The following is a 24,630-nucleotide window of genomic DNA, read 5'->3' on the forward strand; positions in this document are numbered from 1 at the left end:
AGGAACCAGACGTGAGGCTGGCAGTTATTCCGATTTACCGCTGGCCATCGCCAGGCCCGGCATCAGCATGCTGCCGAGGCGGAACAGGTTACCACCCTGACTGAGCAGCAAGCGCGGTCCCTTGGAGCCGATAATCTTGCCTGCCAGCAGCCCACCCACCGACGCCACCGCTACCCAGACCAGGGGGGGTATCCTGGCAACCGCGGCGCGGCGTTCGCGACCATCAAGCTTGAGCAGGGCCAGCTCTATCGCCAGTTGCTCGTCCAGTGTCCGGATCTGGTTTTCCAGCATCTTGCGGCTCATTGAATTGCTCCTTCAAGGCTTTCAGCTGGCGGTTGGTCGCCGGGAATGACAGGCTCTTCGCAAACTTCTTGCAATAGGCCGCCATCACGCCCATCGCCACCAGTTGCACCGCTATAAAGGTGACAATCCCGAGGGCGACCGAGTCCAGCCAGACGTACACCAGCCAGCCGAGCAACGTGGAAAGACCGATCCATGCCAGAATGGCGATCGGTATCATGGCCAGCCCGAGAACCAGCAGGCGACCGGAGTCGCCCGCCGCCAGGCGCAGCTCCAACCCGGCCAGGCGAACCAGGTCGCCACCGGCCAGAGCGGCATGTTCCAGCCACTCCACCGATGACTTCAGTTCGCCGAGCAGCGGTTGCGGCTCTTGGGGCTGACCCCCCGCGTCTCCACTCTCGGGAGTGCTCTGCCCTGGGACTGTCATTTTTTCGAGGTCAGTTGCGCTACGAGGAAGCCGGCGGCAAAGGCAATGCCAAGCGTTGCCAGCGGTTTGTCATGCAGATAGCTGTTGGCCTGATCACAGAGTTCGGTGGCCTTGCTCTTGCCCTTACCCAGCTGCGCCTCGGCATCCTGTTTCCAGTTCATCCCCGCCGCCTCGGCGGCATGACGGAAATGCTCCTTGGCTTCCATGAGCTTGCTATAGGCAGCCGACACTGCTTCCTTGCCGGATTCGATCTCCGCCTTCCTGTCAGCGTTGTTCTGGTTTGCTACGGGTCCGTTATTCTCAACAGCAGTCATGTTCGTGGCTCCTTGATAGCTTCGGAAAGGTCGGGCTAATCGCCCTGACACAATACTTGACTATGGGAAGCCGTCCCGTGTTCCCGCTTTATTCACCTGACAGCTCAGGGACCGCCGGCCAGCCAGTCCATGCGCCAGCTGCCCTGCCCCGACTGCGCCAGTCTGGCGGCGAGCCAGGGCAGTGTCTCTTCCAGCTGTTCCCACAGCGGCCAGGGCGGGTTCACCAGCATCAGGCCTGACCCATTCAGCCCCAGATTGGTATCCATCGGCCGCACGCCCAGCTCGACGCGCAGCACCTTGGGCAGGCCCGCGTCGCCCATGCGCCGGTAGAACTCGCGCAGCTGGCGCTCGTCCTTGATCGGGTACCACAAGGCGATGATGGTCTGGCGCATGCGCTGGACGGCGGCCTGCACCTGCGCTACGCAGCGCTCCAGATCATCGCCCTTCTCGAACGGCGGATCCAGCAGCCACAGCGCGCGTTTTTCCGCCACCGGCAGAAATGCCCGGGGTAATTCATAACCGTCGCGCTGATGCACGGCGACCCGGTCGTCAGCGGCAAAGTGCTCCCTGAGGGTCGCCGCATCCTCTGGATGGAGCTCGCTGAGAATCAGCCTGTCATGCGCACGCAATGCGGCCGCGGCCAGCTGCGGCGAGCCGGGGTACAGACCAAGCTCACCGTCCGGGTTATACAGGCTGATTGCGTCGCGGTAGTCCGCCAGCAGTTCCGGCAGATCATCCCGCTCCCACAGACGGCCAATGCCATCAAGATATTCACCGGTGCGGCCGGCGTCGGTTCCCGTCAGATCATACAGACCGGTGCCGGCATGGCTGTCCAGATAACAGAGCGGCGCGTCCTTGCGCTGCATGAGGCGAATCATCCGCAGCACGACGGCATGCTTGAGGACGTCGGCGTGATTGCCGGCGTGAAAGCTGTGGCGATAGTTCATGACTCTTCCAGAAAAATAGCTGTGCGGTGGGATCGCCCCGGGGCGATCCCGCTTCGAGAGGCAGGTCAGCCGTTCAGCTCGCGCCAGGCATCCAGTCGACGGATCTTCTGGCCTTGCTTGCGTAACGCAGCCAGCAACCCCGGCTGCACGTCCGGCTCTACCAGCGGGTATTGTTCGAGCAGAGCCTGCAGTTTGTTCAACTCACCGTAGAGCCGGTCGGCTTCCGGCACCTCCAGAAACTGGCGAAAGCCCGACAGCAGAAAAGCCAGCCGTTGCAGCCTGGGTTGCTGGTCCAGCCAGACATTGACCTCGTCATCCGCGTCGTTCTGATGGGGTACCCGAAGCTCCTGTATCTCCCTGGCCACCGCAGCAAGCAACCAGCGGGGCAGCGTCAGCGCACCAACCCGATCACCCCGCGGCGGGCGCCCGTTTTTCCAGCCGGCTTCATGCAGCCACAGTGCCAGACTCAGAAACAGCTGTCCCCAGGCAGGATCATCAACGCTGCGTTCGAACACGGCGGGCGCCTGCTCCCGGGCTGCGCGGCCCTCTTCGTCGTCGGCCCAGCCAGCCAGCACCAAAGGGCGGTATTGCTGCAACAGCTCATCCAGTACCGGAACGAAGTCCCGGCTGGTACTGCGCGGTACCGCCAGATCGAACACGCTGAAAAATGCCCGCAGACTGACCAGCTGGGAGACCAGATCACGGAACAGCCGCCACTGGCCGCTGAAGCGGTATTGTTCGGCCAGGCGCTGACTGTGCCCGAGCAATTGCCAGCCGGCCGCCGCGACGATCTCGTCCACCGGCGTAGCCGCCGACCAGGGATGGGCTTCCAGCTGCAGCTCGTAGCTGGCTGGATCGTACAGCCGATACCCCCGCTCGGCCTTGCTGATATCACAGGGCATCAGCGAAACATCGCCAGCCAGGCTGACCGCCAGCTCAAGCAGCGCGGCGGGCGAACCGCTGCGCAGTTCCAGCTCCAGCTCGCAGATAGGCTCGGCGCGACCATCGGCCAGCACCTCACCCTGATCAAGCGCTGCCTCCACTTCCACCTGTTCTTCACCGCGCTGCCAGCGCAGGATGGCCTTGGTCCGCTGGAAGTCCGTGGTGAACATCGGCTGCAGGCTGAGCTTGTCGAGCCCGGCCAGGCTGGCCGGCCAGCAACTGTCGTCCAGCAGTGTCAGGTCGAGGGCGGGGCCGCCCACCGGCCAGTCCCATTCGTTGCGCTCGGACAGCCCGGCCACGCTCTGGCCCTTGCTCTTGAGCGTCTGGATGAACTGCTCGCCGTCGCGCCTTACCCGCAGGGCAACCCGGGCCGCTGCCAGATCCCGCGCAGCCGTATCGTAGTACTGGTTATACAGCGTGCCGGTCTGCCAGTCGCCGACCAGACGCTCATTCAACAAGGGGTGCTGACGCAGAACAGCCAGCGCCGACGGGGAGACCCGCAGTTTTATTTCTGTTTCCTTGACCATTCCGATTCTCGTGACTAATAGCCTTTTGCAGACGCCCGCGTCCGGATTGTTACCATTTTCAGCCTATCGGGTGACCATGCCGTGAACCGGGACTATAATCAGCCACCCTTCAAGCCTTGGAGCTCGGTATATGCCCAACAATCCTATCCTCAATCTCTTCGGTCGTTCACCCATCGGCCCGATGCAGCGGCATATGGCCAAGGCCCATGAATGCACAGAACAGCTGGTGCCCTTTATCGATGCCCTGATGGCAGAGGACTGGGTCGAAGCCGAACGCATTCAGCTGCAGATATCCCACCTTGAACGCGAAGCCGACCAGATGAAGAAGAATATTCGCGTCAGTCTGCCCAACAGTCTGTTCCTCTCGGTTCCGCGCTCCGACCTGCTCGAACTGCTCAGTGTACAGGACAAGATTGCCAACCGCGCCAAGGATATTGCTGGCCTGATGCTGGGACGCAAGATGAAGATCCACCCTGATGCGCAACCCGCATTCAGAAGCTTCGTCGTGCGCTCGGTGGATGCCTCGGCACAGGCACTGCTGGCTATCCGCGAACTGAGCGAGCTGATGGAGACCAGCTTCGCCGGCCGCGAGCTCAAGCATATGGAGAGTCTGATCGACGAGCTCGAGCACATCGAGCACGAAACAGATGAAATGCAGATCAAGCTGCGGGCCCAACTGTACAAGCGAGAGGCCGTTCTACCTCCGGTGGACGTCATGTTCACCTACCAGATCATCGAATGGATCGGTGATGTGGCCGACCGCGCGGAACGCGTCGGCAACCGTCTGGGAATCATCATGGCCCGTTAACGGCTGAATCTTTTCATTCACAAGAGTTTTAAACTTATGACCCTGATCGCAGAATACGGCACCATTCTGTTGGTGCTCGCCTGCTTGTTCGGCTTCTTCATGGCATGGGGGGTAGGCGCCAACGACGTCGCCAATGCCATGGGCACGTCGGTCGGCTCCCGAGCCCTGACCATCAAGCAGGCAATTCTCATTGCAATGGTCTTCGAGTTCCTCGGCGCCTATCTTGCCGGCGGCTCAGTCACCCAGACGATCCGCAGCGGTATTGTCGATGCCTCGATGATCACGCCCGATCAGATGGTGTTCGGGATGCTGGCATCGCTGCTGGCGGCGGGGACCTGGCTGCTGGTGGCCTCGATCAAGGGCTGGCCGGTATCTACCACCCATTCCATCATCGGCGCGGTCATCGGTTTTGCCGCGGTCGGGGTGTCAGTGGATTCGGTGCGCTGGGCCGGCGTATTGCCGATCGTCTCAAGCTGGGTCATCTCCCCGCTCTTGGCCGGCACCATCAGCTTCATGATCTTCATGAGCGTGCACCGGCTGATTCTGGATACCGACAATCCCTTCGCCAATGCCAAACGCTATATCCCGATCTACATGTTTGCGGTCGGCTTCATCCTCACCCTGATGACCCTGACCAAGGGCCTCAAGCACGTCGGCCTGGACCTGAGCGACATGGAAAGCTTCGGCCTGGCGGTGCTGGCCGGCCTGGTGGTGACCGGCCTTGGCGTACTGCTGATGAGCCGCATCAAGGAAGACAGTGGCGGCACCGTTCACGCCAACGGCGTCGAGCGGGTGTTCGCCATCCTGATGATCTTCACCGCCTGTGCCATGGCCTTCGCCCACGGCTCCAACGACGTGGCCAACGCGGTAGGCCCGCTGGCGGCCATCGTCGGCGTGTTGCAGTCAGGTGTTATCCAGGCCGAGTCTACCGTACCGGGCTGGGTGCTGCTGCTGGGCGCCGTGGGTATCGTGGTGGGTCTGGCTACCTATGGCTACAAGGTCATCACCACCATCGGCAAGCACATCACCGAGCTGACGCCGAGCCGCGGTTTCGCCGCCGAGCTGGCCGCAGCCTCCACCGTCGTCGGCGCTTCCGGTCTCGGCCTGCCGGTCTCCACCACCCACACCCTGGTCGGCGCGATTCTCGGGGTCGGCATGGCGCGCGGGATCGCGGCGCTCAACCTGCGTGTCATCGGCAGCATCTTCACCTCGTGGGTGGTCACCCTGCCGGCAGGCGCAATCCTGTCGATCGTGTACTTCTCGGTGTTCTCGACCATCTTCCGCTGACGCCAGCGGCTGGCTGTCGTAAGCTGGCCTGACAGTTACACCCTGCGATCGTGCACACGGTCGCAGGGCTTCAGTCAGGAGTACCGTTATGCCTCTGCCTTCGCTCAGGGCGCAATTTGCTGCCCTGCTGCAAACACCCTCCATCAGTTGCACTCAGCCGGAGCTGGATCAGTCCAACCTGCCGGTCATCCACCTGCTGGCCGACTGGCTTGGCAATCTGGGCTTCGACTGCCGCATCCAGCCAATCGACGGCGCACCGGGCAAGGCCAACCTCATCGCCACCCTGGGTACCGGCACCGGTGGGCTGGTACTGGCCGGGCATACCGACACCGTGCCCTGCAACCCGGACCGCTGGCAGAATGATCCCTTCGATCTGACCGAAAAGGATGGCCGCTGGTACGGCCTGGGCAGCTGCGACATGAAGGGCTTCTTTCCGCTGATCATCGAAGCCCTGCAGCCATTACTGGATCAGCCGTTCAAACAGCCGCTGATCATCCTCGCCACCGCTGACGAAGAGAGCGCCATGGGCGGCGCCCAGGCGCTGGTCGTCGACGACCTGTCCGGCGCACGTCATGCGGTCATCGGCGAGCCGACCGGCATGCAGCCGATCCGCGTGCACAAAGGGATATTGATGGAGCGGGTCGACATCATCGGCAAGGCCGGCCATTCGTCGGACCCAACCCTGGGGCGCAATGCCATCGAGGCCATGCACCAGGTGATCAGTGAACTGATGACACTGCGCACCGGCTGGCAGCGCCAGTGGCACAACCCGCTGTTCAGCGTCCCCACTCCCACCTTGAACCTGGGTTGCATTCACGGGGGCGACAACCCCAACCGCATCTGCGGCCGCTGCGCCCTGGAGTTCGACCTGCGCCCACTCCCCGGCATGGACCCGGAGGAACTGCGCGCCACTATCCGCCAGCGTCTGGCGGCGGTCGCCGAGCAACATCAGGTGGCAATTGACTACCAGCCCCTGTTCCCCGGCGTCGCCCCGCTGGATACACCGGCCAATGCCGAGATCGTCCGCGCCTGCGAGCAGCTGACCGGGCACAGTGCCGGCAGTGTCGCCTTTGCCACCGAAGGCCCGTATCTGAACCAGCTGGGTCTGCAGACGGTGATTCTCGGGCCTGGTGACATAGCCCAGGCACACCAGCCGGACGAGTATCTTTCCATCGACCGGATAGAGCCGACGGTGCGGGTGCTGCGGGAGCTGATCGGGCGGTTCTGTCTGCGGGGGTAGGGTGTTGCCCTGTGCGGTTGGCTTTGTCCTCTCCCCCTCTACCTGAACGGCGGCTCGTCAAAGCTGCGCAGCTTGCGCGAGTGCAGGCTGCTGTCCCCGCGCAGCCGCTCCAGCGCGGCAATCCCGATATGCAGGTGCTGGGTCACCGCTCTCTCGTAGAACGCCCCTGCCGCCCCGGGCAGCTTGATCTCGCTGTGCAGCGGCTTGTCCGACACGCACAGCAAGGTTCCATAGGGCACCCGCAGGCGATATCCCTGTGCGGCAATGGTGCCGCTTTCCATGTCCACCGCCACCGCCCTCGCCAGGTTGATCAGCGGTCGCTCCTGGGCCCAGCGCAGCTCCCAGTTGCGGTCATCGTAGGTGAGGACGGTGCCGGTACGCAGGCGCCGTTTCAGCGCGTCACCATGATCGCCCGTGACCTCGGCAGCGGCATCCTGCAGCGCCTGCTGCACCTCTGCCAGCGCCGGCAATGGAATGTTGGGCGGCAGCACCCGGTCGAGAATCCCGTCCCGGCGCATATAGGCGTGGGCCAGCACGTAATCGCCGATGGTCTGCGACTGGCGCAGGCCGCCGCAGTGGCCGATCATCAGCCAGCAGTGCGGGCGCAGCACCGCCAGATGATCGGTGATGTTCTTGGCATTGGACGGGCCCACACCGATATTGACCAGGGTGATGCCGTCGCCGTCCGCCGCCTGCAGGTGGTAGGCCGGCATCTGAAACTTGTGCCACACCACACTGTCGAGTATCGCCTGCATCTCGCCCTCGGCCATGCCGCGCTCGACGATGATGTTGCCCGGAAGCACCATGCGGCAGAAACGCGAATCGCCCAGCAGCATGTCGAGCCCGTGGCGCACGAACTGGTCGACGTACCTGTGGTAGTTGGTCAGCAGTATCCAGGGCTGCACGTGCCGCCAGTCGCTGCCGGTGTAATGCACCAGCCGGCGCAGGGAAAAATCCACCCGCGCCGCATCGAACAGGGCCAGCGGCAGGGGATCGCTGTGTTGCCAGTCGATCAGGCCATCGGCGCTGCCGTCAGTCGCGGCGGCCAGGTCGGTGCTGGGGAACACTCTTGCCAATTCGGAGGCGGTCACCCCCGAACCGGCGAGCTCGTCCCCCTGGTCGACCACATAGGGATAGGGAATCGGCTGCTCGCTGACGCCCACCTCGATGCGCACCCTGAATTCGCTCATCAGTGGCCGCAGCTGCTCCAGCAGATAGCCCCGGAAATCGTTCGGGTGGGTCACGGTAATACTGTAGGTGCCCGGCACCTGCACCTTGGCCCAGGCCCTTGCACTGGAGCCGGGCGCGCCGTCGCCGGCCCAGCTCAGACGCAATTCAGGATAGCGGAACAGTCGCAGCTGCTCGGCGGTCGGGCGGCTGCGATCCTTTACATAGCCCTTCAGCGACTTGCTCAGCGCCTCCACCGCCTGTTGATACAACAGTGCCAGTCGGTCCACCGCCGCTTCGGGCGTGGTCACTGCAATGAAGTTGTCGGAACCCGTAGTCACTTTGCTCTCTCTTCTGATCGGTCTGTGTATGCATATATCTTGCCTGCGTTTCAGGCTGATGGCACCACCGGTGCCCGGGCCTTGATGGACCGCCACCATTATCTCTACACTGGCGTTTTCCCACGGAACAGCAGCATGTCCGACTACGTCAAGTGGTTCCGCCACTCCACGCCCTATATCAACACGCACCGCGAGCGGACCTTCGTGGTGCTGTTGCCCGGCGAAGCCATCGCGCACCCGAACTTCAACAACATCATCAACGACATCATGCTGCTCAACAGCCTGGGTGTACGTCTGGTGCTGGTGCACGGTACGCGCCCGCAGATCGAGGAGCGGCTGGCGGCCCGGGGCATGCAGTCGCGCTATCACAACGACCTGCGGATCACCGACAGCGACACCCTGGGCTGCGTGACCGATGCCGTCGGCAGTCTGCGCATCGCCATCGAGGCGCGTCTGTGCACCCTGGCCGGCCAGGGCAGCCGCCTGCGCGTGGTCAGCGGCAATCTGGTGACCGCCAAACCGATCGGTGTGATAGACGGCGTCGACCTGCACCACACCGGCGAGGTCCGCCGCATCGACCGCAAGGCGATCAATCGCCATCTGGACGACGGCGCCATTGTGCTGCTCTCGGCCATGGGCTACTCCCCCACCGGCGAGGTGTTCAATCTGGCCTGCGAGGATGTGGCGATCAGCACCGCTACCGCGCTGGAGGCGGATAAGCTGATCCTGTTCGGCCCGGACACCGGCATCTTCGACAGCGACGGCCAGCTGCTGCGCGAACTCAAGCCCAGCCGGGCCCTGCCCCTGCTCGAAGCCCTTGGCAACAGCCTGCCCGGCGCCCTGCTCGCTGCGGCATGCAAGGCCTGTGAGGCGGGACTGTCGCGCAGCCATATCGTCAGCTATGCCGAAGACGGTGCCATGCTCACCGAACTGTTCACCCGGGACGGCGGCGGCACCCTGGTGACCAAGGAACCCTTCGAGAAGATCCGCAACGCCAGCATCGACGACGTAGCCGGCCTGCTTGACCTGCTGCGCCCGCTCGAGCAGGCGGGCATCCTGGTCCGGCGTTCCCGCGAGGTGCTGGAAACCGAAATCGACCAGTTCACGCTGATCGAGCGCGACGGCATGATCATCGGTTGTGTCGCGCTCTATCCGCTGGACGAGCACAGCGCCGAACTGGCCTGCGTGGCCATCCATCCGGATTACCGTCATGGCGGGCGCGGTGACCAGCTGCTGGAGCACATCGAAGCCAAGGCGCGCCGGCTGGGGCTGAGCACCCTGTTCGTGCTCACCACCCGCACCGCCCACTGGTTCCGCGAGCGCGGCTTCGAACCCAGCTCGGTGGAGCGGCTGCCGCAGCAGCGGGCCTCGCTGTACAACTACCAGCGCAACTCGAAGGTATTCGAGAAGCATCTGTAGAGGCCGGGGCTGCTGACGCAGCCCGATCGTGCCCAGGTCGGCACTCTTGCAATTCACAGCGGAAGATGATTCTCCGCGGGGGCGCCGCCTGGCAGCCAGAGCTGCAGCGCGGGCGGCAAATTGATATGCTAAGCCCCATCCTGCACCACGCATAACGAGACAATATCCATGCCTGATTACCGTTCCAAGACGTCCACCCACGGCCGCAACATGGCCGGCGCCCGTGCCCTGTGGCGCGCGACCGGCATGAAGGATGAAGACTTCAAGAAGCCGATCATCGCCATCGCCAACTCTTTCACCCAGTTCGTGCCGGGGCACGTGCACCTGAAAGACATGGGCCAGCTGGTCGCCCGCGAGATCGAGAAAGCCGGCGGCGTGGCCAAGGAATTCAACACCATCGCGGTGGATGACGGTATCGCCATGGGTCACGACGGCATGCTGTATTCCCTGCCCAGCCGGGAAATCATTGCCGACTCGGTCGAGTACATGGTCAATGCCCACTGCGCCGATGCCATTGTCTGCATTTCCAACTGCGACAAGATCACCCCCGGCATGTTGATGGCCGCCCTGCGCCTGAACATCCCGGTGGTGTTCGTCTCCGGCGGTCCGATGGAAGCGGGCAAGACCAAGCTGGCCAGCCACGGGCTGGACCTGGTTGATGCCATGGTCGCCGCCGCCGACGACTCCTGTTCCGACGAGACGGTTGCTGAATACGAGCGCAGCGCCTGCCCCACCTGCGGCAGCTGCTCGGGCATGTTCACCGCCAACTCCATGAACTGCCTGATGGAAGCGCTGGGCCTGGCGCTGCCCGGCAACGGCTCCGTACTGGCCACCCATGCTGACCGCGAGCAGCTGTTCCTGCAGGCCGCGCGCACCGTGGTTGAACTGACCCAGCGTTATTACCGCGACGGTGACGAATCCGTTCTGCCGCGCAATATCGCGAATTTCAAGGCTTTCGAAAACGCCATGACCATGGATATCGCCATGGGCGGCTCGACCAACACCATCCTGCACCTGCTGGCCGCCGCGCAGGAAGGCGAAGTGGATTTCGATCTGCGTGATATCGACCGTCTGTCGCGTACCGTGCCCGAGCTGTGCAAGGTGGCGCCGAATATCCAGAAGTACCACATGGAAGACGTGCACCGCGCCGGCGGCATTTTCGCCATTCTCGGCTCCCTGGCGCGCGGCGGACTGCTGCACACCGACCTGCCGACCATCCACAGCAAGACCATGGCCGAGGCGATCGCCAGGTGGGACATTACCCAGACCAGTGACGAGGCGGTGCATACCTTCTACAAGGCTGGCCCGGCAGGTATCCCCACCCAGACCGCGTTCAGCCAGAGTACCCGCTGGCCGACCCTGGATCTGGACCGCGAAAACGGCTGTATCCGCAGTGTCGAGCACGCCTACAACAAGGAAGGTGGCCTGGCTGTGCTCTACGGCAACATCGCGCTTGATGGCTGCGTGGTCAAGACCGCGGGCGTTGATCCCTCGATCTGGGTATTTGAAGGCACGGCGAAGATCTTCGAAAGCCAGGACAGCGCAGTGCGCGGCATCCTCAATGATGAGGTCAAGCCGGGCGATGTAGTGATCATCCGCTACGAAGGTCCCAAGGGCGGGCCGGGCATGCAGGAAATGCTCTACCCCACCAGCTACCTGAAGTCCAAGGGGCTGGGCAAGGAATGCGCACTGCTGACTGACGGCCGCTTCTCTGGCGGCACTTCCGGCCTGTCCATCGGCCATGCCTCGCCGGAGGCCGCCGCCGGCGGTGCCATCGGTCTGGTGCGTGAAGGTGATCGCATCCTGATCGACATTCCCAACCGCAGCATCAACCTGCTGGTCTCCGACGAAGAGTTGGCCCAGCGCCGCGTCGAGCAGGATGCCAAGGGCTGGAAACCGGCGGAGCAGCGCGCTCGCAAGGTCTCCACCGCCCTGAAGGCCTACGCCCTGCTGGCCACCAGCGCCGACAAGGGCGCGGTACGCAACAAGGCCATGCTGGAAGACTGACCGGTAACGGCGGAGTAGCGCTCAGCTACTCCGCCCGGGCCGCGTCCAGTTCATTCAGCGCCTCGGCCAGTTTCTCCTCACGCTTCCTGATCTTCTCCTGATCGCCGCTGCGCATGGCATCGGCCAGATCGTCCCTGCGCTCAGCCACCTCCGCTTCGCTCTCCGCTATCTTCTCGCGACGATCCGCCGCCAGCCCCTCCTCGCTGCAATTGCGCCGTACCGCTGCCAGCGCCTCGCTCAGACCTTCCATCTGCCGCTCATTGCCCGCCGCTTCGGCTGCCTGCAGCTGCTCGCTGATGCGTTGCTCCTTCCGCGCACAGGTCTGCCGTTCACCCTCGGATTCCTGCGCCTGCGCCGGCATGGCCAGCAACAGCGCTATCAGTAATGTCTTGCTCATGGACTCGTTCCGCGCCAGGGATACCAGCCATCAGCATAGCCAATCGCGAGGAATATCAAGGGGCGGAAAGGACATCCGCAACAACGAACCGGTTCATGAACAAAGGCGCGATGCCGCTCTGACGGGTTGACTGCAGCGCTGCTGGCGGTGCCGATCAATCGGCGGCGGGCCGGATCCAGGTTTCAAAGCAGTACGCGGGTGTCGTCTCGCCCGCCGGGTGCGCTTCGCTGGCAACCCGCTGCCAGCCCGGAAAATCCGGGAAAAACGCATCACCCTCTACCGCAAGGTCGATACGGGTCAGGTAGATGCGATCGGCCTGCGGCAATGCCTGGGCATACAGCTGGCCCCCGCCGATCAGCATGATTTCCTCCACACCCTGCTCCCTGGCCCACTCATCGGCACGGCTGATGGCCGCGTCCAGCCCGGTAAAGACCTCTGCTCCTTCAAGCTGCAGCCCCGGCTGGCGGCTGACCACCAGGTTGAGCCGGCCAGGCAGCGGCCTGCCCAGCGAATCCCAGGTCTTGCGGCCCATGATGATGGGCTTGCCCAGGGTCAGCGCCTTGAAGTGCCTGAGGTCCTGTGGCAGATGCCAGGGCATGCTGTTGTTCAGCCCGATCACCCGATCATGGGCGCAGGCGGCGATCAGACAAAGCGGCAGCGTCGTTTTCATCAGACCGCCACCGGCGCCTTGATATGGGGGTGGGACTGATAACCTTCGAGCGTGAAGTCATCGAAGGTGAAGGCGAACAGGTCCTTCACCTCCGGGTTCAACCGCATGGTCGGCAACGGGTAGGGTTCGCGACCCAGTTGCAGATCGGCCTGCTCGACATGGTTGGCGTACAGGTGGCAATCCCCGCCGGTCCAGATGAACTCGCCGGGCTGCAGGCCGCAGACCTGCGCCACCATCAGGGTCAGCAGCGCGTAGCTGGCAATATTGAAGGGCACGCCGAGGAAGATATCCGCAGAGCGCTGGTACAGCTGGCAGCTCAGTTTGCCGTCCGCCACGTAGAACTGGAACAGCGCGTGGCACGGCGGCAGCGCCATCTCGTCAACCAGCGCGGGATTCCAGGCCGAGACGATCAGCCTGCGCGAATCCGGATTGGTTCTGATCATCTCCAGCAGCTTGCTGATCTGGTCGATCGATTCGCCATTGGGTGCCGGCCAGCTGCGCCATTGGTAACCGTAGACCGGGCCGAGATCACCGTTCTCATCGGCCCACTCGTCCCAGATGGAAACGCCGTTTTCCTTCAGGTAGCGGATATTGGTATCGCCCTGCAGAAACCACAGCAACTCATGGATGATGGAGCGCAGATGGCACTTCTTGGTAGTGACCAGAGGGAAGCCATCGGCCAGATCAAAGCGCATCTGGTGGCCGAACACGCTCCAGGTGCCAGTACCGGTGCGATCACTCTTGAAAGTGCCGGACTCGCGCGCCCGGCGCATCAGTTCAAGATACTGTTTCATGCCTTACATCCCCCTTGCGATACCCCCACCAGATGAAGGCGGCACCGAGCAGAATCATTGGTATACAGAGCAGCTGACCCATGGTCAGCCAGCCGAAGGCCAGGTAGCCGATATGGGCATCCGGCTCGCGGAAGAATTCGACGAAAAAGCGGAAAGCGCCATAGCACACGGCGAACAGGCCGCATACGCTCATGGTCGGGCGCGGCCTGCGGGAAAAGAGCCAGAGTATGACAAACAGCGCCACACCCTCCAAGGCGAACTGGTAGAGCTGCGACGGGTGGCGCGCCAGCTGCAGCGGATCGGTGGGAAATATCATGGCCCAGGGCACATCGGTCGGTCTGCCCCACAGCTCGGCATTGATGAAGTTGCCGATCCGCCCGGCGCCCAGACCAATCGGCACCAGCGGTGCGATGAAGTCCATCAGCCGAAAGAAGCCCACCTGATGCTTGCGGGAAAACCACCAGGTCGCCAGCAGCACGCCGATCAGCCCGCCGTGGAAGGACATGCCGCCCTTCCAGATCTGCAGTACCAGTGAAGGATCATTGATATAGGAGGCCAGATCGTAGAACAGCACGTAGCCCAACCGTCCGCCGGCGATGACCCCCAGCGCCACCCAGAACACCAGGTCCGACAGGGTGTCACGGGACCAAGTCGGCTCGAAACGGTGCAGGCGGCGGCCGGCCAGCCACCAGGCGCCGCCGATACCGGCCAGATACATCAGGCCGTACCAGTGAATCTGCAACGGTCCCAGGGACAGGGCGACGGGATCAATCTGCGGGTAAGTCAGCATGACATGGTCCTAGAGTAGAAAGTTGATGCCCACCAGCACCAGCAGCAACGCGAACAGCCGCTTGAGCAGGCGCTGCGACAGCCGGTGGGCCAGGCGCGCACCATAACCGGCAAAGAACACACTGGTGGCGGCGATGCCGACCATCGCCGGCAGATACACATAGCCGAGGCTCCAGTCCGGCAGCTGAGGCCCGGCCCAGCCGGCCACCATGAAGCTGATCGCGCCGGCCAGCGCGATGGGCATGCCACAGGCCGCCGAGGTCGCCACCGCCTGCTGCATCGGCACGCTGCGCCACACCAGAAAGGGCACCGTCAGCGACCCGCCGCCGATACCGAAGATGGTCGAGGCCCAGCCGATCACCCCGCCGGCGATGGTCAGCGCCGGCTTGCCGGGCTCGCTTAGCGCGGCCCGGGGCTTCAGCTCGAAGGCCATCTGGATCGCCACGCAGATGGCAAAGACCCCGATGACCTTCTGCAGTACCGGCCCGCTCAGAGCCGTGGCAGTCAGCGCACCCAGCACGCAGCCGAACACGATGCCCAGCGCCAGCCAGCCGAAGAACGGCCAGCGCACCGCACCCATCTTGTGATGTGCACGCACCGAGTTGATCGAGGTGAAGGCAATGGTGGCCAGTGAGGTTCCGACGGCCATGTGCGTCAGCACATCGGGAGCAAACCCCTGCAGGGCGAAGCTGTAAACCAGCACCGGGACGATGATCATGCCGCCACCGACACCGAACAGCCCCGCCAGGACGCCCGCGCAGGCGCCCAGTACCAGATAGATGATGAACTCCATGACTCCCCCGGGTCACGCTGACCAGCTGGCTAGTGTAACCAAAACCGCAGCCCGCTGCTTCGCCATGGCCGGGAAATTGCCGAACAAAGTCAGTAGACTGGGGAAAACTCAATGGAGTCCGCTATGTGTCTTATCGCCTTTGCATGGCAGATGTCCGGTCGCCCCCTGCTGCTGCTCGGCAACCGTGATGAATTTCACCCCAGGGCCACCCGGCCGGCCGGTTTCTGGAATGAGGAAGGCCACCCGCAGCTGCTGGCCGGCAAGGACCTGGAAGCCGGCGGTACCTGGCTGGGCGTCACCCGCAGCGGACGCTTCGCGGCACTGACCAACATACGCTCGCCCGCAGCGTGCCGGGGACCGCGTTCCAGGGGCGATCTGGTGCGGGATTATCTGACCGGCCGCCTGTCTCCCGAGGCATACCTGACCGACATAACGCAGAACCTGGGCGACTATGCCGGATTCAACCTGCTGGTCGGCACCATGCAGGAGCTGTGGTTCCTCAACAGTGACGAGGCCCAGCCGAGGCCGCTGGAGCCAGGCGTCTATGGCCTGTCCAATGCATCGCTGAACGACCCCTGGCCCAAGCTGCAGGCCCTGTGCCGGGGTTTGGAGGAACGTCTGGACAGCGACTGCGACAGCGATGAGCTGCTGGAACTGCTGAAAGACAGCCGGGAATATCCCGACGACCAGCTGCCGGACAGCGGCGTCGGCCTGGAATGGGAGCGACGCCTGTCCGCCGCGTTCATTCTCGGGGAGGACTACGGCACCCGCGCCAGCAGTCTGCTGGCCATCGATGCCGATGGCAGCATCACCTTTGTCGAGCAGGGTTTCGGTCCGAATGGACAGGAGCTGGGGGAGTCGGGGTGGATTCTCTAAGCGGAACGTAGAGCCGCCTCAACTTTCCGTAAGAGTACAAGCGGGATAAACGTCGCACAGCTGTCCATCCATCTTGAACTGTCTGAAACGGGGAGGCTCAGTGCAGAAAAAGTCAGACCCCTGTTTTGCACAGGCGCGATACCCTTCAGGGGTTTTTACCCATTCGCGAGGGTCTCTGGGGTTGTCTTCCGGCTCAAGCTCGAAGGTGAAATGAATGTTCTTGCCCTGCAACTCACTCCAGGCGAATCGAGGCGTCTCCCTGACAATTCGTTTTCGCTCTGCATCGTAAGTGTTACAACTGATGGTCTTGCTGACGCCGCCTCGTCCAGACGGAGTGTCGAATACATATGAGCACCTGCGGTACTGCTGCAAAGAGGTAAGAGGCCCATGGCCCCAAAACCTTCCCCATATATCGTCTGGAAAAAATATGATTATTTCTTCCTTTGCTTTATCAGACTTTCCTCCCGGCCCAACCAGGGTCAGCGTGGGCCTCTGGGGAAACAACGGGCAGCCAGAGTTAACAATACGGAGCGGGATCTCAAAAGAATAGCTTACTGCAGCGGAATCAGGCCTCGAAATGACACCTTTAGGCTGCAGCCCCACGACCACCCCCGTATCCCCCAGAAAGGCCGGGCAAGACCAGCTTCGAGGCCGATAGGCTGTGTCTGCTTCAATGTGATATCCAGCAGGGACATCAACGGTAATTGAAAAGGTATCAGCGCTGGGCTCCAGGCGTTCAAAGTTCGGCCTGTGGTTTGCCGCCGAGCAGCCATACAGCGTAAAAGATGCCAACACTGCCATCACAATAGGGCGTAAGAGTGTTTTTTCCATAAAACTTTTCTCGTTGAAACATTCAATCAGGGCTGGTCTTGCAGGCTGCAACCTGGGTATATATCGCATTGCCGCTCTCCCATCTTGAACCGTTTGAATTCCGGTGGATCTTTACAAAAGGAGTTATAGTCCCCACCAACGCAAGGTCGATATCCAGCGGCAGTCCTCACCCAGCTTCGAGGAGAACTAGGTTCATCTTCACCGCCTTTGGAAAAAAGGTAAGTAATTGTTTCCCCACCCAGCTCCTCAAAAGCGAAAATCGGCGAATGTACCCTTCCGTTATCAGAGGTGGCACAGCTCAAGCTCTTTTTAAGATGTGAACCTAGACGTGTAACATAGAATTCGTGAGAGCACAGCCTTACTTGATTTAAGCTGCCCAGCTGTTCATCTTGCACTTTGGCTTCGCGCCTCTCCTGCTCGCTTATAAAGTACAGATCTTCAGTATCCTGCGTTGACCCGTAACCATAGTTCAGCTTCAGCGTCAAATGGGAAGAAGCAGCATTAAGTTGGCAGCCCATGACAAGAATATTCATTGGTATTTTGAACATATACTCGTTCTTTGAACCGCTTTTTTCCCGGTGAAGCTCGACTCTCTTTCTGCTCAACTCCCAGTCAAAGGCTTCCGAGTGCTCAGGGCACTCTCCATTCACAGGCTTATATATTGTGCTGGCTTCAAGAGTATGACCTTCAGGAACCGAGGCAAAAATCCTGTAATGAACATTACTTGGATTCAGATCCTTGAAGTGTGATGCAGGCATCGCACATCCGGACAGAATTATAGAAATAAATAAAATAAACCTGACTCTGAACTCCATGAGTAACAGCACGGCTATATTCCTTTGCCTAATTATTCCAAGCTTGATTGCAGATCATGGCTAGCGCAGTAAGTCGCTGGAGCCTGGACGGTTAGTATGATGAACACGGAGAGTTCTTGAACACGCACATCCTAAGGACTGCGATCTGCAGCGGCAATTGCCCGATGATGGCCGCGTGACACAGTTCCGGATTTTACCGGCGCACAACTCTGGGCAATGCGCCCATATCGTGTGGCCGTTGATCAGCGCAGCGGCTGCAGCACCTTGCCCAGTCCCATGTTGCGCAGCGACAGGTGCAGCATGCTCTGCACCAGATAGGCGTTGTCCTCGCGCAGGGCCTGTTGCAGGAGCGCCCGGGCATCGTCGAAACGGATCTGCCGCAGCAGCCATTTCACCCGCGGCAGGTTGGTGGCGCTCATCGACAGCACGTCGCAGCCCAGTGCCACCAGCAGCACCGCAGCCGCCGGGTCTCCGGCCATTTCGCCACAGACGCTCATCGGCTTGCCTGCTTCCCGGCAGGCGTCGGCGATCAGCCGCAGCGCCTGCAGCACCGCCGGATGGAAGGAGTGATAGAGGTCCGCCACGCGAGGGTTGTTACGGTCCACCGCCAGCAGATACTGGGTCAGGTCGTTGGTGCCGACCGACAGAAAGTCGACCATCTGCACCAGTTCGCGGGCCTGATACACCGCCGCCGGCACCTCGATCATCACCCCCACCGGCGGCATCGGAACCTGGAAGCCTTCGTCCTGCACCTCGCCATGGGCGCGGTGGATCAGGTGCAAGGCCTCTTCCACCTCGTACACGCTGCTGATCATCGGCAACATGATGCGCAGGTTGTCCAGCCCCTCGCTGGCCTTGAGCATGGCGCGGATCTGCACCAGGAAGATTTCCGGGTGATCAAGTGTTACCCGGATACCGCGCCAGCCGAGAAAGGGGTTGTCTTCCTTGATCGGAAAGTAGCTCAGCTCCTTGTCGCCGCCGATGTCCAGGGTGCGCATGGTGACCGGCTGTGGGTGGAATGCCTGCAGCTGCTCACGGTAGATGGCCTGCTGCTCCTTCTCGCTGGGAAAGCGGTCCTGGATCATGAAGGGCACCTCGGTGCGGTACAGCCCGACACCCTCGGCACCCCGGTCCAGCGACCGGGCAATATCCGCGTACAGGCCGGTATTCACCCAGAGCGGGACCCGGTGACCGTCCAGCGTCTCGCAGGGCAGATCGCGCAGCTGCTCCAGCCCGTGGGACAGCTCCTGCTCTTCCCGCATCAGGTCGCGATAGTGCCGGCGCAGCTCCTGGGACGGGTTGCAATAGACCTCGCCGGCGTTGCCATCGACGATCAGGTCCATCCCGTCCATGCGCAGGTAAGGCAGATCCACCGCGCCCATGACCGTGGGGATACCCATGGCACGGGCCAGAATGGCAACGTGGGAGCTGCCCGAGCCGAGCACCGAGACCAGACCGACCAACCGTTCCTTCGGCACCTCGCCCAGCATGGAGGGGGTCAGCTCCTCGGCCACCAGAATGGTCTTCTTGGGGAATACCAGCTGCTTGCGGTCAGCCTCCTGCAGGCTGGCGAGCAACCGCCGCCCGAGATCCTTGATGTCGGCGGCCCGCTCCTGCAGATAGGGATCGTCCATCACCTCGAAACGGGCGACATGGGCATCAATCACATCGCGCAGAGCGCCCTGGGCCCACTGGCCCTGGCGGATACCCTGGATGATCTCGTTGCCCAGCGAGGAGTCGTCCAGCATCATCAGGTAGACATCGAACAGCGCCAGCTCTTCCGGGCGCAGCTGGCTGGAGAGTTTCTCCGCCAGCCGGCGGACATCCGCCCGCACCGCTTCGACCGCCCGCCGATACAGGGCGATTTCCGCTTCGATATCCTTGATTTCCTTGTCCGGCACGGCCTTCAGGTCGGCCGGCGGCAGCATGATCACCGCCCGGCCGATGGCTACCCCCGGCGCCCCCGGCACGGCATCGAAGCGGGTGTCCTGAATGACCTCGCCACTCCAGCCAAGCCCGCGGATGGCACCGGTGGCCTCGGCATGGGCGATGACGCCGGCCAGCTGGGCACTCATGGTGACCAGGAAGGATTCCTCCACCTCATCGAACTGCCGGCGCTCCTTCTGCTGTACCACCAGCACCCCCATCACCTGCCGGTGGTGCATGATCGGCACACCGAGGAAGGAGGCGAAACGCTCCTCGCCAGTCTCGGCGAAATAGCGGAAACGCGGGTGGGCAGCAGCATCCTCGAGGTTGACCGGCTCTTCCCGCACACCGACATACCCCACCAGCCCCTCGTTGCTGCCGAGGCTGACCACACCGACGGCGCTGCGGTGCAGCCCCTCGGTGGCCATGAGCTCATAGCGGTCGGTATCGGGATTGAGCAGGTAGACGGAACAGACCTCCGTCTCCATCGCCTCGCGCACCCGGTGGACGATGATGTCCAGCGCGGACGACAGGTCCTTTGCGGCATTGACCTCCTGGACGATACGCCGAAGCGTACTGAGCATGTTCAGCATTCGCTGAACTCATCCAGCGGCAGTCGTGGGGCCAGCTCCTTCATCGCCCGGCGGTAGACATCCCGCTTGAAGGCGACGACCTGGCCGAGCGGGTACCAGTAGCTGACCCAGCGCCAGCCATCGAACTCGGGCTTGGCGGTGCGCGTCATGCAGACCCGCTCGTCGGCGCAGGTCAGCCGCAGCAGGAACCACTTCTGCTTCTGGCCGACACACAGCGGCTGCGAATGGCTGCGGATGAGCCGCTGGGGCAGCCGATAGCGCAGCCAGCCGCGGGTGCATCCGAGGATCTCGACATCTTCGGGCATCAGCCCGACTTCCTCGTGGAGCTCACGGTACAGGGCCTGCTCCGGCGTCTCGTCACGCCGTATGCCGCCCTGGGGAAATTGCCAGGCATCCTGACCGATACGCCTGGCCCACAGCACCTGGCCCGACCCGTTGGTCAGGATGATGCCTACATTGGGGCGAAAGCCATCGGAGTCGATCACTGCCATTATCCTCTACAAGTTCCACTGCATTGTTCCACAAAGACGCGCGCCCCAGCAATTGCATAAACAGCCGGTTGCCGAGCATTTGTTGTGCAGCTGAATTATCCTTGCAGCTTCGCTTCACCGGATTACAGGAGCTTTACGTGGCACTGGCCATTTTCGATCTCGACAACACCCTGCTCGGCACCGACAGCGACAATGCCTGGGGCGAATTTGCCGTCGCCCATAATATTGTCGATGCGCAGACCTACGGTGCCCGCAACACCCAGTTCTTCAACGACTATCTGGAAGGCAGGCTCGATGTGAAGGACTATCTGGACTTCTGTCTGGAGCCGCTGGGCCGCTACAGCCGCGATCAGCTGGAGCAATGGCACGCCCTGTTCATGCAGGAGAAGATCGAGCCGTTCATTCTGCCCAGGGCCTTCGAGCTGATCGCCCGGCACGAGCAGGCCGGCGACCTCACCATGATCATCACCGCCACCAACCGTTTCGTGGCCGGCCCGATCGGCAAGCGCTACGGTATCGACATCATGCTGGCTTCCGAGTGCGAGGAGGTCGACGGGCAATACACCGGCCGCTCGTTCGACACCCCCTGCTTCCGCGAAGGCAAGATCACCCGACTGCAGCGCTGGCTGCAGGAAACCGGACACAGCCTGGAGGGTGCCTACTTCTACAGCGACTCGCGTAACGACCTGCCGCTGCTCTCGCTGGTGGACAACCCGGTGGCGGTGGATCCGGATGATGTGCTGCGGGCTCATGCCGAAGAACATGGCTGGCCGGTGATCAGTCTGCGCGACTGAGTAGCAGGATCCGGGCGCACGGTGCGCGCCAATCGCCCCGGGGTCGGGGCTCCTGCAGTCCGAGTGCGCAGGTATGTGTTTTTGTAGGAGCGGCGACCCCGCCGCGATTGGCGGGCATGGCCCGCCTTGGGCTCAGACTGGCAGCACCCGGCAGAACAGCGCCTTGATATAGCTGGTCTCGGGAATGGCCGGGTGCACCGGATGGTCAGCGCCCTGATAGCCCCGCTCGATCAGCGTCAGGTTGCGGTCCAGGTGACGGCTGGAGGCCAGCAGCAGGTCCCGCAGGCTGTTCTCCGCCAGATGCATGGAGCAGGAGGCCGAGATCAGTATGCCGTCACGATTGAGCAGGCGCATGGCCCGCTCATTCAGCCGGCGATAGGCGTTCTCGCCGTTGCGCATATCCTTGCGCTTCTTGATGAAGGCCGGCGGATCGGCGATCACCACATCGAACTTCTCGCCGGCACCCTTGAGTTCGCGCAGGGCGTCCATGACATCTCCCTCGACAACGGTCATCCTGTCGGCGACGCCGTTGAGGTCGGCGTTGTGCTCCACCTGATCCAGTGCTGCGGCGGAGCTGTCGACGCACATCACCTCGCTGGCACCGAAGGCGGCGGCCTGCACGCCCCAGCCGCCGATATAGCTGTACAGATCAAGTACCCGCTTGCCGGCCACATAGGGTGCCAGGCGGGCGCGGTTCATGCGGTGATCATAGAACCAGCCGGTCTTCTGGCCGCCGTGCACCGGTGCCTCGAAATGCACGCCGTTCTCCTGCAGCGCCACCCGCTCGGGCACTTCGCCCCAGGCCACCTCGATATATGACGGCAACTGCTCGGCTTTGCGCGCGGCGCCGTCATTGCGGAACAGGATGCCAGCCGGTTTCAGCACCTGAACCAGGGCTTCGATGACCTGTTCGCGCACCCGCTCCATGCCCGGGGTGGTGATCTGCACCACAAGATGATCGGCAAAGCGGTCCACCACCAGACCCGGCAGCAGATCCGACTCGCCGTACACCAGCCGATAGAAAGGTTTATCGAACAGCCGCTCGCGCAGGCTCAGCGCGATGTTGAGCCGGTGCACCAGCAAGGACTTGTCCAGGCCCAGCTTGATATCCCGGCTGTGCAGGCGGGCGCAGATCAGGTTATCCGGGCTCACGGTGGCCAGCCCCAGCGGCTTGCCGGTAGCGGTGACTATCTGAACTTCCTGGCCGGCCTGCAGCGCGGTGAGGGGTGTCTGCGCGGTGTCGACCTCATTGCTGAACACCCACAGGTGCCCCCCGCGGAGGCGGCGGTCGCTGTTGCTCTTGAGACGCAGGCTGGGCAGATTCATGGTGACTCCCGGGTTGGCTGGCAGGCTTGGAAAGGCTGCGCAGTATATTGAAGCGGGTGCCCGCCGTCGAACGCATTCGACGGCGGGGCACGATCAGATGAGAAACAGGGTGGCCAGCCCGAGGAAGGAGGAAAATCCGACCACATCGGTCACCGCCATCAGCACCATGCTGCCCGCCAGCGCCGGATCAATGCCGAACCGGCGCAGCACCAGAGGGATCAGCAGACCGGCAAGCACCGCGCATATGAGGTTGATCAGAATCGCCAGCCCTATCACCCAGCCGATGCCCAAACTGCCGAACCAGAGGATGGCCACCGCCGCCACCAGCACCGCCCAGAGAACACCGTTGAGCGAGCCGATCCCCAGCTCCTTGACCAGCAGCGCCTTGACGTTACCGGTATCCACCTGCCCCAGCGCCAACCCGCGGATCACCAGAGTCAGCGTCTGACTGCCGGCGATGCCGCCCATGCTGGCGACCACCGGCATGAGCACCGCCAGCGCCACGATCTGCTCCAGTGCACCCTGGAACTGGCCGATCACCGAGGCCGCCAGGAAGGCGGTGATCAGGTTACAGCCCAGCCATACCGAGCGCCGCCGTGCACTGGTCAGCACCGGGGCGAACATGTCGGCCTCGTCGTCCAGACCGGCCATGCCCATGATCGCCCGTTCCGAGTCGTCGCGGATGCTGTCCATCACGTCGTCCACGGTGATCCGCCCGAGCAGGGTACCGTCCTCGCTGACCACGGCGGCCGACAGCATGTCCAGATCCTCGAACTGGCGCGCCACTTCCTGGCTGGTCATCAGCACATCGAGGGCGCGGAACTCGGCGTCCATTACATCCAGCACCAGATCATCGGCCATGCTGGTGACCAGTCGGCTCAGGCGCAGCACGCCCTGGTAGCGGTTCTCCCGGTCCACCACCATCAGCTTGTCGGTGTGGTCGGGCAGGTCCTCGAGCAGCCGCAGGTAGCGCAGCACCGAGCCAACCTTGACGTCGGCACGCACCGAGATGTGGTCGATGTTCATCAGACCACCGGCAGAATCCTCCGGATAGGACAGCATGTCTGCCAGCTGCTGGCGCTTCTTCACGTCCACCGACAGCAGCAGCTGGCGGCCGGGGCCGAAGGGCAGCGCCTGGATCAGGTCGACCAGGTCATCCAGGTCCAGTTCACGGGCGGCCGCAAGCAACTCGGCATCGGACAGCTCCAACGCCAGGCTGGCGGCCACCTCTTCGCGCAGGTGAACGAGGATCTGCCCGATACGACCACTGTCCAGCCGCTCCCAGATACTGCTGCGCTCTCCCTGGGGCAGGGATTCCAGCAGCGCCGCCGCCTGGGAGGCGTGCAGCCTGCCGAAGATTATCAGCGCCTTCTTGAACTTGCCCGCTTCCAGCGCCTCACGTACCACGGCGATCGGGCTTACCTCGGACTCGGGATCGTCATCCAGTTCGCCGTCGAACAGATTCTCCTCGCTGTTGGCCTGCAGGCGCTCGGCCAGGGCAGGTTCCAGCAGCGCGAGGATGGCGGGCTCTTCAAGGTCGCCGATCTGATCCCATACCGTCTGCTGCTGCTCTTCGTCCAGCTGCTCGAGCAGCTCGGCGGTCTCGCCCGGCGACAGCTCGCGCAGAATCCGCCGCACGCGCTTGAGCTTGCCCCTGGCAAGCGCATCGGTGATGGATTCCTGGGTTTCGACAGCGACAGGTGTTTCTTCGGTCATGGCGCGTTTCCGTCAAGCGGTGGATCGGTGGACGCACGACAAGGCGCATGGGTTACATGGGCGCAGCGGCAAGCCTGTCTAAAATACCACATT

The 24,630-nt window shown here is 62.7% G+C and carries 24 protein-coding genes; 7 read left to right on the forward strand and 17 right to left on the reverse strand.

All coding sequences use genetic code 11. From position 1 onward, the window contains the following. Positions 1 to 24 precede the first annotated feature (24 nt). The 5 genes from IEW63_RS09150 to IEW63_RS09170 form a co-directional block, all read right to left on the reverse strand. Entirely contained in the window at positions 25 to 303 is a 279-nt protein-coding gene (locus IEW63_RS09150) for a hypothetical protein (protein ID WP_188636304.1), read from the reverse strand. Then, complete coding sequence (locus IEW63_RS09155; protein WP_188636305.1) at positions 224 to 634, reverse strand: hypothetical protein; 411 nt, start codon at positions 632 to 634, stop codon at positions 224 to 226. The genes IEW63_RS09150 and IEW63_RS09155 overlap by 80 nt, the downstream gene beginning before the upstream one ends. A gap of 89 nt (positions 635 to 723) precedes the next feature. Beyond that, a complete protein-coding gene (locus IEW63_RS09160; RefSeq protein ID WP_188636306.1) occupies positions 724 to 1,041 on the reverse strand; it encodes a DUF883 C-terminal domain-containing protein in 318 nt (105 codons plus the stop codon). Positions 1,042 to 1,145: 104 nt separating this feature from the next. Then, positions 1,146 to 1,988: a 23S rRNA (adenine(2030)-N(6))-methyltransferase RlmJ gene (locus IEW63_RS09165; RefSeq protein WP_188636307.1), complete on the reverse strand. Its 843-nt coding sequence runs from the start codon at positions 1,986 to 1,988 to the stop codon at positions 1,146 to 1,148. Positions 1,989 to 2,053: 65 nt separating this feature from the next. Next, entirely contained in the window at positions 2,054 to 3,457 is a 1,404-nt protein-coding gene (locus IEW63_RS09170; RefSeq protein WP_188636308.1) for a CYTH domain-containing protein, read from the reverse strand. A gap of 130 nt (positions 3,458 to 3,587) precedes the next feature. On the opposite strand from IEW63_RS09170, the gene IEW63_RS09175 reads away from it, so the two are divergent. The 3 genes from IEW63_RS09175 (at position 3,588) to argE (ending at position 6,792) form a co-directional block, all read left to right on the forward strand. Then, positions 3,588 to 4,265 (forward strand): TIGR00153 family protein, encoded by a 678-nt coding sequence (locus tag IEW63_RS09175; protein ID WP_188636309.1) that lies wholly within the window; start codon positions 3,588 to 3,590, stop codon positions 4,263 to 4,265. Between the two features lie 36 nt (positions 4,266 to 4,301). Further along, on the forward strand, positions 4,302 to 5,552 hold the full coding sequence (locus IEW63_RS09180) for an inorganic phosphate transporter (protein ID WP_188636310.1): 1,251 nt from the start codon (positions 4,302 to 4,304) through the stop codon (positions 5,550 to 5,552). Positions 5,553 to 5,640: 88 nt separating this feature from the next. Beyond that, positions 5,641 to 6,792, forward strand: a complete 1,152-nt coding sequence (gene argE, locus IEW63_RS09185) for an acetylornithine deacetylase (protein ID WP_188636311.1) — start codon at positions 5,641 to 5,643, stop codon at positions 6,790 to 6,792. Between the two features lie 38 nt (positions 6,793 to 6,830). Here the strand turns inward: argE and amn are convergent, their stop codons facing one another. Then, entirely contained in the window at positions 6,831 to 8,300 is a 1,470-nt protein-coding gene (amn, locus tag IEW63_RS09190; protein ID WP_229710424.1) for an AMP nucleosidase, read from the reverse strand. A gap of 135 nt (positions 8,301 to 8,435) precedes the next feature. Between amn and argA the strand changes: the two genes are divergently transcribed. Beyond that, positions 8,436 to 9,719: an amino-acid N-acetyltransferase gene (gene argA / locus IEW63_RS09195; protein WP_188636312.1), complete on the forward strand. Its 1,284-nt coding sequence runs from the start codon at positions 8,436 to 8,438 to the stop codon at positions 9,717 to 9,719. A 168-nt stretch (positions 9,720 to 9,887) separates the two neighbouring features. Further along, positions 9,888 to 11,726, forward strand: coding sequence for a dihydroxy-acid dehydratase (ilvD, locus tag IEW63_RS09200; protein WP_188636313.1), 1,839 nt, complete (start codon positions 9,888 to 9,890; stop codon positions 11,724 to 11,726). Between the two features lie 25 nt (positions 11,727 to 11,751). On the opposite strand, the gene IEW63_RS09205 is transcribed toward ilvD, so the two are convergent. The 5 genes from IEW63_RS09205 to IEW63_RS09225 all read right to left on the reverse strand — a co-directional run bounded on the left by IEW63_RS09205 (position 11,752) and on the right by IEW63_RS09225 (position 15,169). After that, a complete protein-coding gene (locus IEW63_RS09205; RefSeq protein WP_188636314.1) occupies positions 11,752 to 12,123 on the reverse strand; it encodes a DUF1090 domain-containing protein in 372 nt (123 codons plus the stop codon). A gap of 154 nt (positions 12,124 to 12,277) precedes the next feature. Then, positions 12,278 to 12,793 (reverse strand): type 3 dihydrofolate reductase, encoded by a 516-nt coding sequence (gene folA / locus IEW63_RS09210; RefSeq protein WP_188636315.1) that lies wholly within the window; start codon positions 12,791 to 12,793, stop codon positions 12,278 to 12,280. Continuing rightward, positions 12,793 to 13,587 carry a thymidylate synthase gene (locus IEW63_RS09215; protein WP_188636316.1) on the reverse strand — a complete coding sequence of 265 codons (795 nt, stop codon included), beginning with the start codon at positions 13,585 to 13,587 and terminating at the stop codon, positions 12,793 to 12,795. The genes folA and IEW63_RS09215 overlap by 1 nt, the downstream gene beginning before the upstream one ends. Continuing rightward, a complete protein-coding gene (gene lgt, locus IEW63_RS09220; RefSeq protein WP_188636317.1) occupies positions 13,571 to 14,377 on the reverse strand; it encodes a prolipoprotein diacylglyceryl transferase in 807 nt (268 codons plus the stop codon). The genes IEW63_RS09215 and lgt overlap by 17 nt, the downstream gene beginning before the upstream one ends. 9 nt (positions 14,378 to 14,386) lie before the next feature. Beyond that, complete coding sequence (locus IEW63_RS09225) at positions 14,387 to 15,169, reverse strand: sulfite exporter TauE/SafE family protein (protein WP_188636318.1); 783 nt, start codon at positions 15,167 to 15,169, stop codon at positions 14,387 to 14,389. A 123-nt stretch (positions 15,170 to 15,292) separates the two neighbouring features. Between IEW63_RS09225 and IEW63_RS09230 the strand changes: the two genes are divergently transcribed. Further along, positions 15,293 to 16,045: an NRDE family protein gene (locus IEW63_RS09230; protein WP_188636319.1), complete on the forward strand. Its 753-nt coding sequence runs from the start codon at positions 15,293 to 15,295 to the stop codon at positions 16,043 to 16,045. 18 nt (positions 16,046 to 16,063) lie between these two features. Here the strand turns inward: IEW63_RS09230 and IEW63_RS09235 are convergent, their stop codons facing one another. The 4 genes from IEW63_RS09235 to IEW63_RS09250 all read right to left on the reverse strand — a co-directional run bounded on the left by IEW63_RS09235 (position 16,064) and on the right by IEW63_RS09250 (position 20,695). Then, positions 16,064 to 16,945 (reverse strand): hypothetical protein, encoded by an 882-nt coding sequence (locus IEW63_RS09235; RefSeq protein ID WP_188636320.1) that lies wholly within the window; start codon positions 16,943 to 16,945, stop codon positions 16,064 to 16,066. Then, positions 16,903 to 17,703, reverse strand: coding sequence for a hypothetical protein (locus IEW63_RS09240; protein WP_188636321.1), 801 nt, complete (start codon positions 17,701 to 17,703; stop codon positions 16,903 to 16,905). The genes IEW63_RS09235 and IEW63_RS09240 overlap by 43 nt, the downstream gene beginning before the upstream one ends. Before the next feature lie 230 nt (positions 17,704 to 17,933). Next, positions 17,934 to 20,201: a phosphoenolpyruvate--protein phosphotransferase gene (gene ptsP / locus IEW63_RS09245; protein ID WP_188636322.1), complete on the reverse strand. Its 2,268-nt coding sequence runs from the start codon at positions 20,199 to 20,201 to the stop codon at positions 17,934 to 17,936. A gap of 2 nt (positions 20,202 to 20,203) precedes the next feature. Further along, positions 20,204 to 20,695 carry an RNA pyrophosphohydrolase gene (locus IEW63_RS09250; RefSeq protein WP_188636323.1) on the reverse strand — a complete coding sequence of 164 codons (492 nt, stop codon included), beginning with the start codon at positions 20,693 to 20,695 and terminating at the stop codon, positions 20,204 to 20,206. Positions 20,696 to 20,838: 143 nt separating this feature from the next. Here IEW63_RS09250 and IEW63_RS09255 point away from each other — a divergent pair, with 143 nt between their 5' ends. Next, a complete protein-coding gene (locus tag IEW63_RS09255) occupies positions 20,839 to 21,495 on the forward strand; it encodes a histidinol-phosphatase (protein WP_188636324.1) in 657 nt (218 codons plus the stop codon). A 132-nt stretch (positions 21,496 to 21,627) separates the two neighbouring features. Here the strand turns inward: IEW63_RS09255 and IEW63_RS09260 are convergent, their stop codons facing one another. Next, complete coding sequence (locus IEW63_RS09260) at positions 21,628 to 22,821, reverse strand: class I SAM-dependent rRNA methyltransferase (protein WP_188636325.1); 1,194 nt, start codon at positions 22,819 to 22,821, stop codon at positions 21,628 to 21,630. 93 nt (positions 22,822 to 22,914) lie between these two features. Next, complete coding sequence (gene mgtE, locus IEW63_RS09265) at positions 22,915 to 24,537, reverse strand: magnesium transporter (protein WP_188636326.1); 1,623 nt, start codon at positions 24,535 to 24,537, stop codon at positions 22,915 to 22,917. Between the last annotated feature and the right edge of the window lie 93 nt (positions 24,538 to 24,630).

Source organism: Halopseudomonas pertucinogena (assembly GCF_014646575.1).
Classification (GTDB): domain Bacteria; phylum Pseudomonadota; class Gammaproteobacteria; order Pseudomonadales; family Pseudomonadaceae; genus Halopseudomonas; species Halopseudomonas pertucinogena.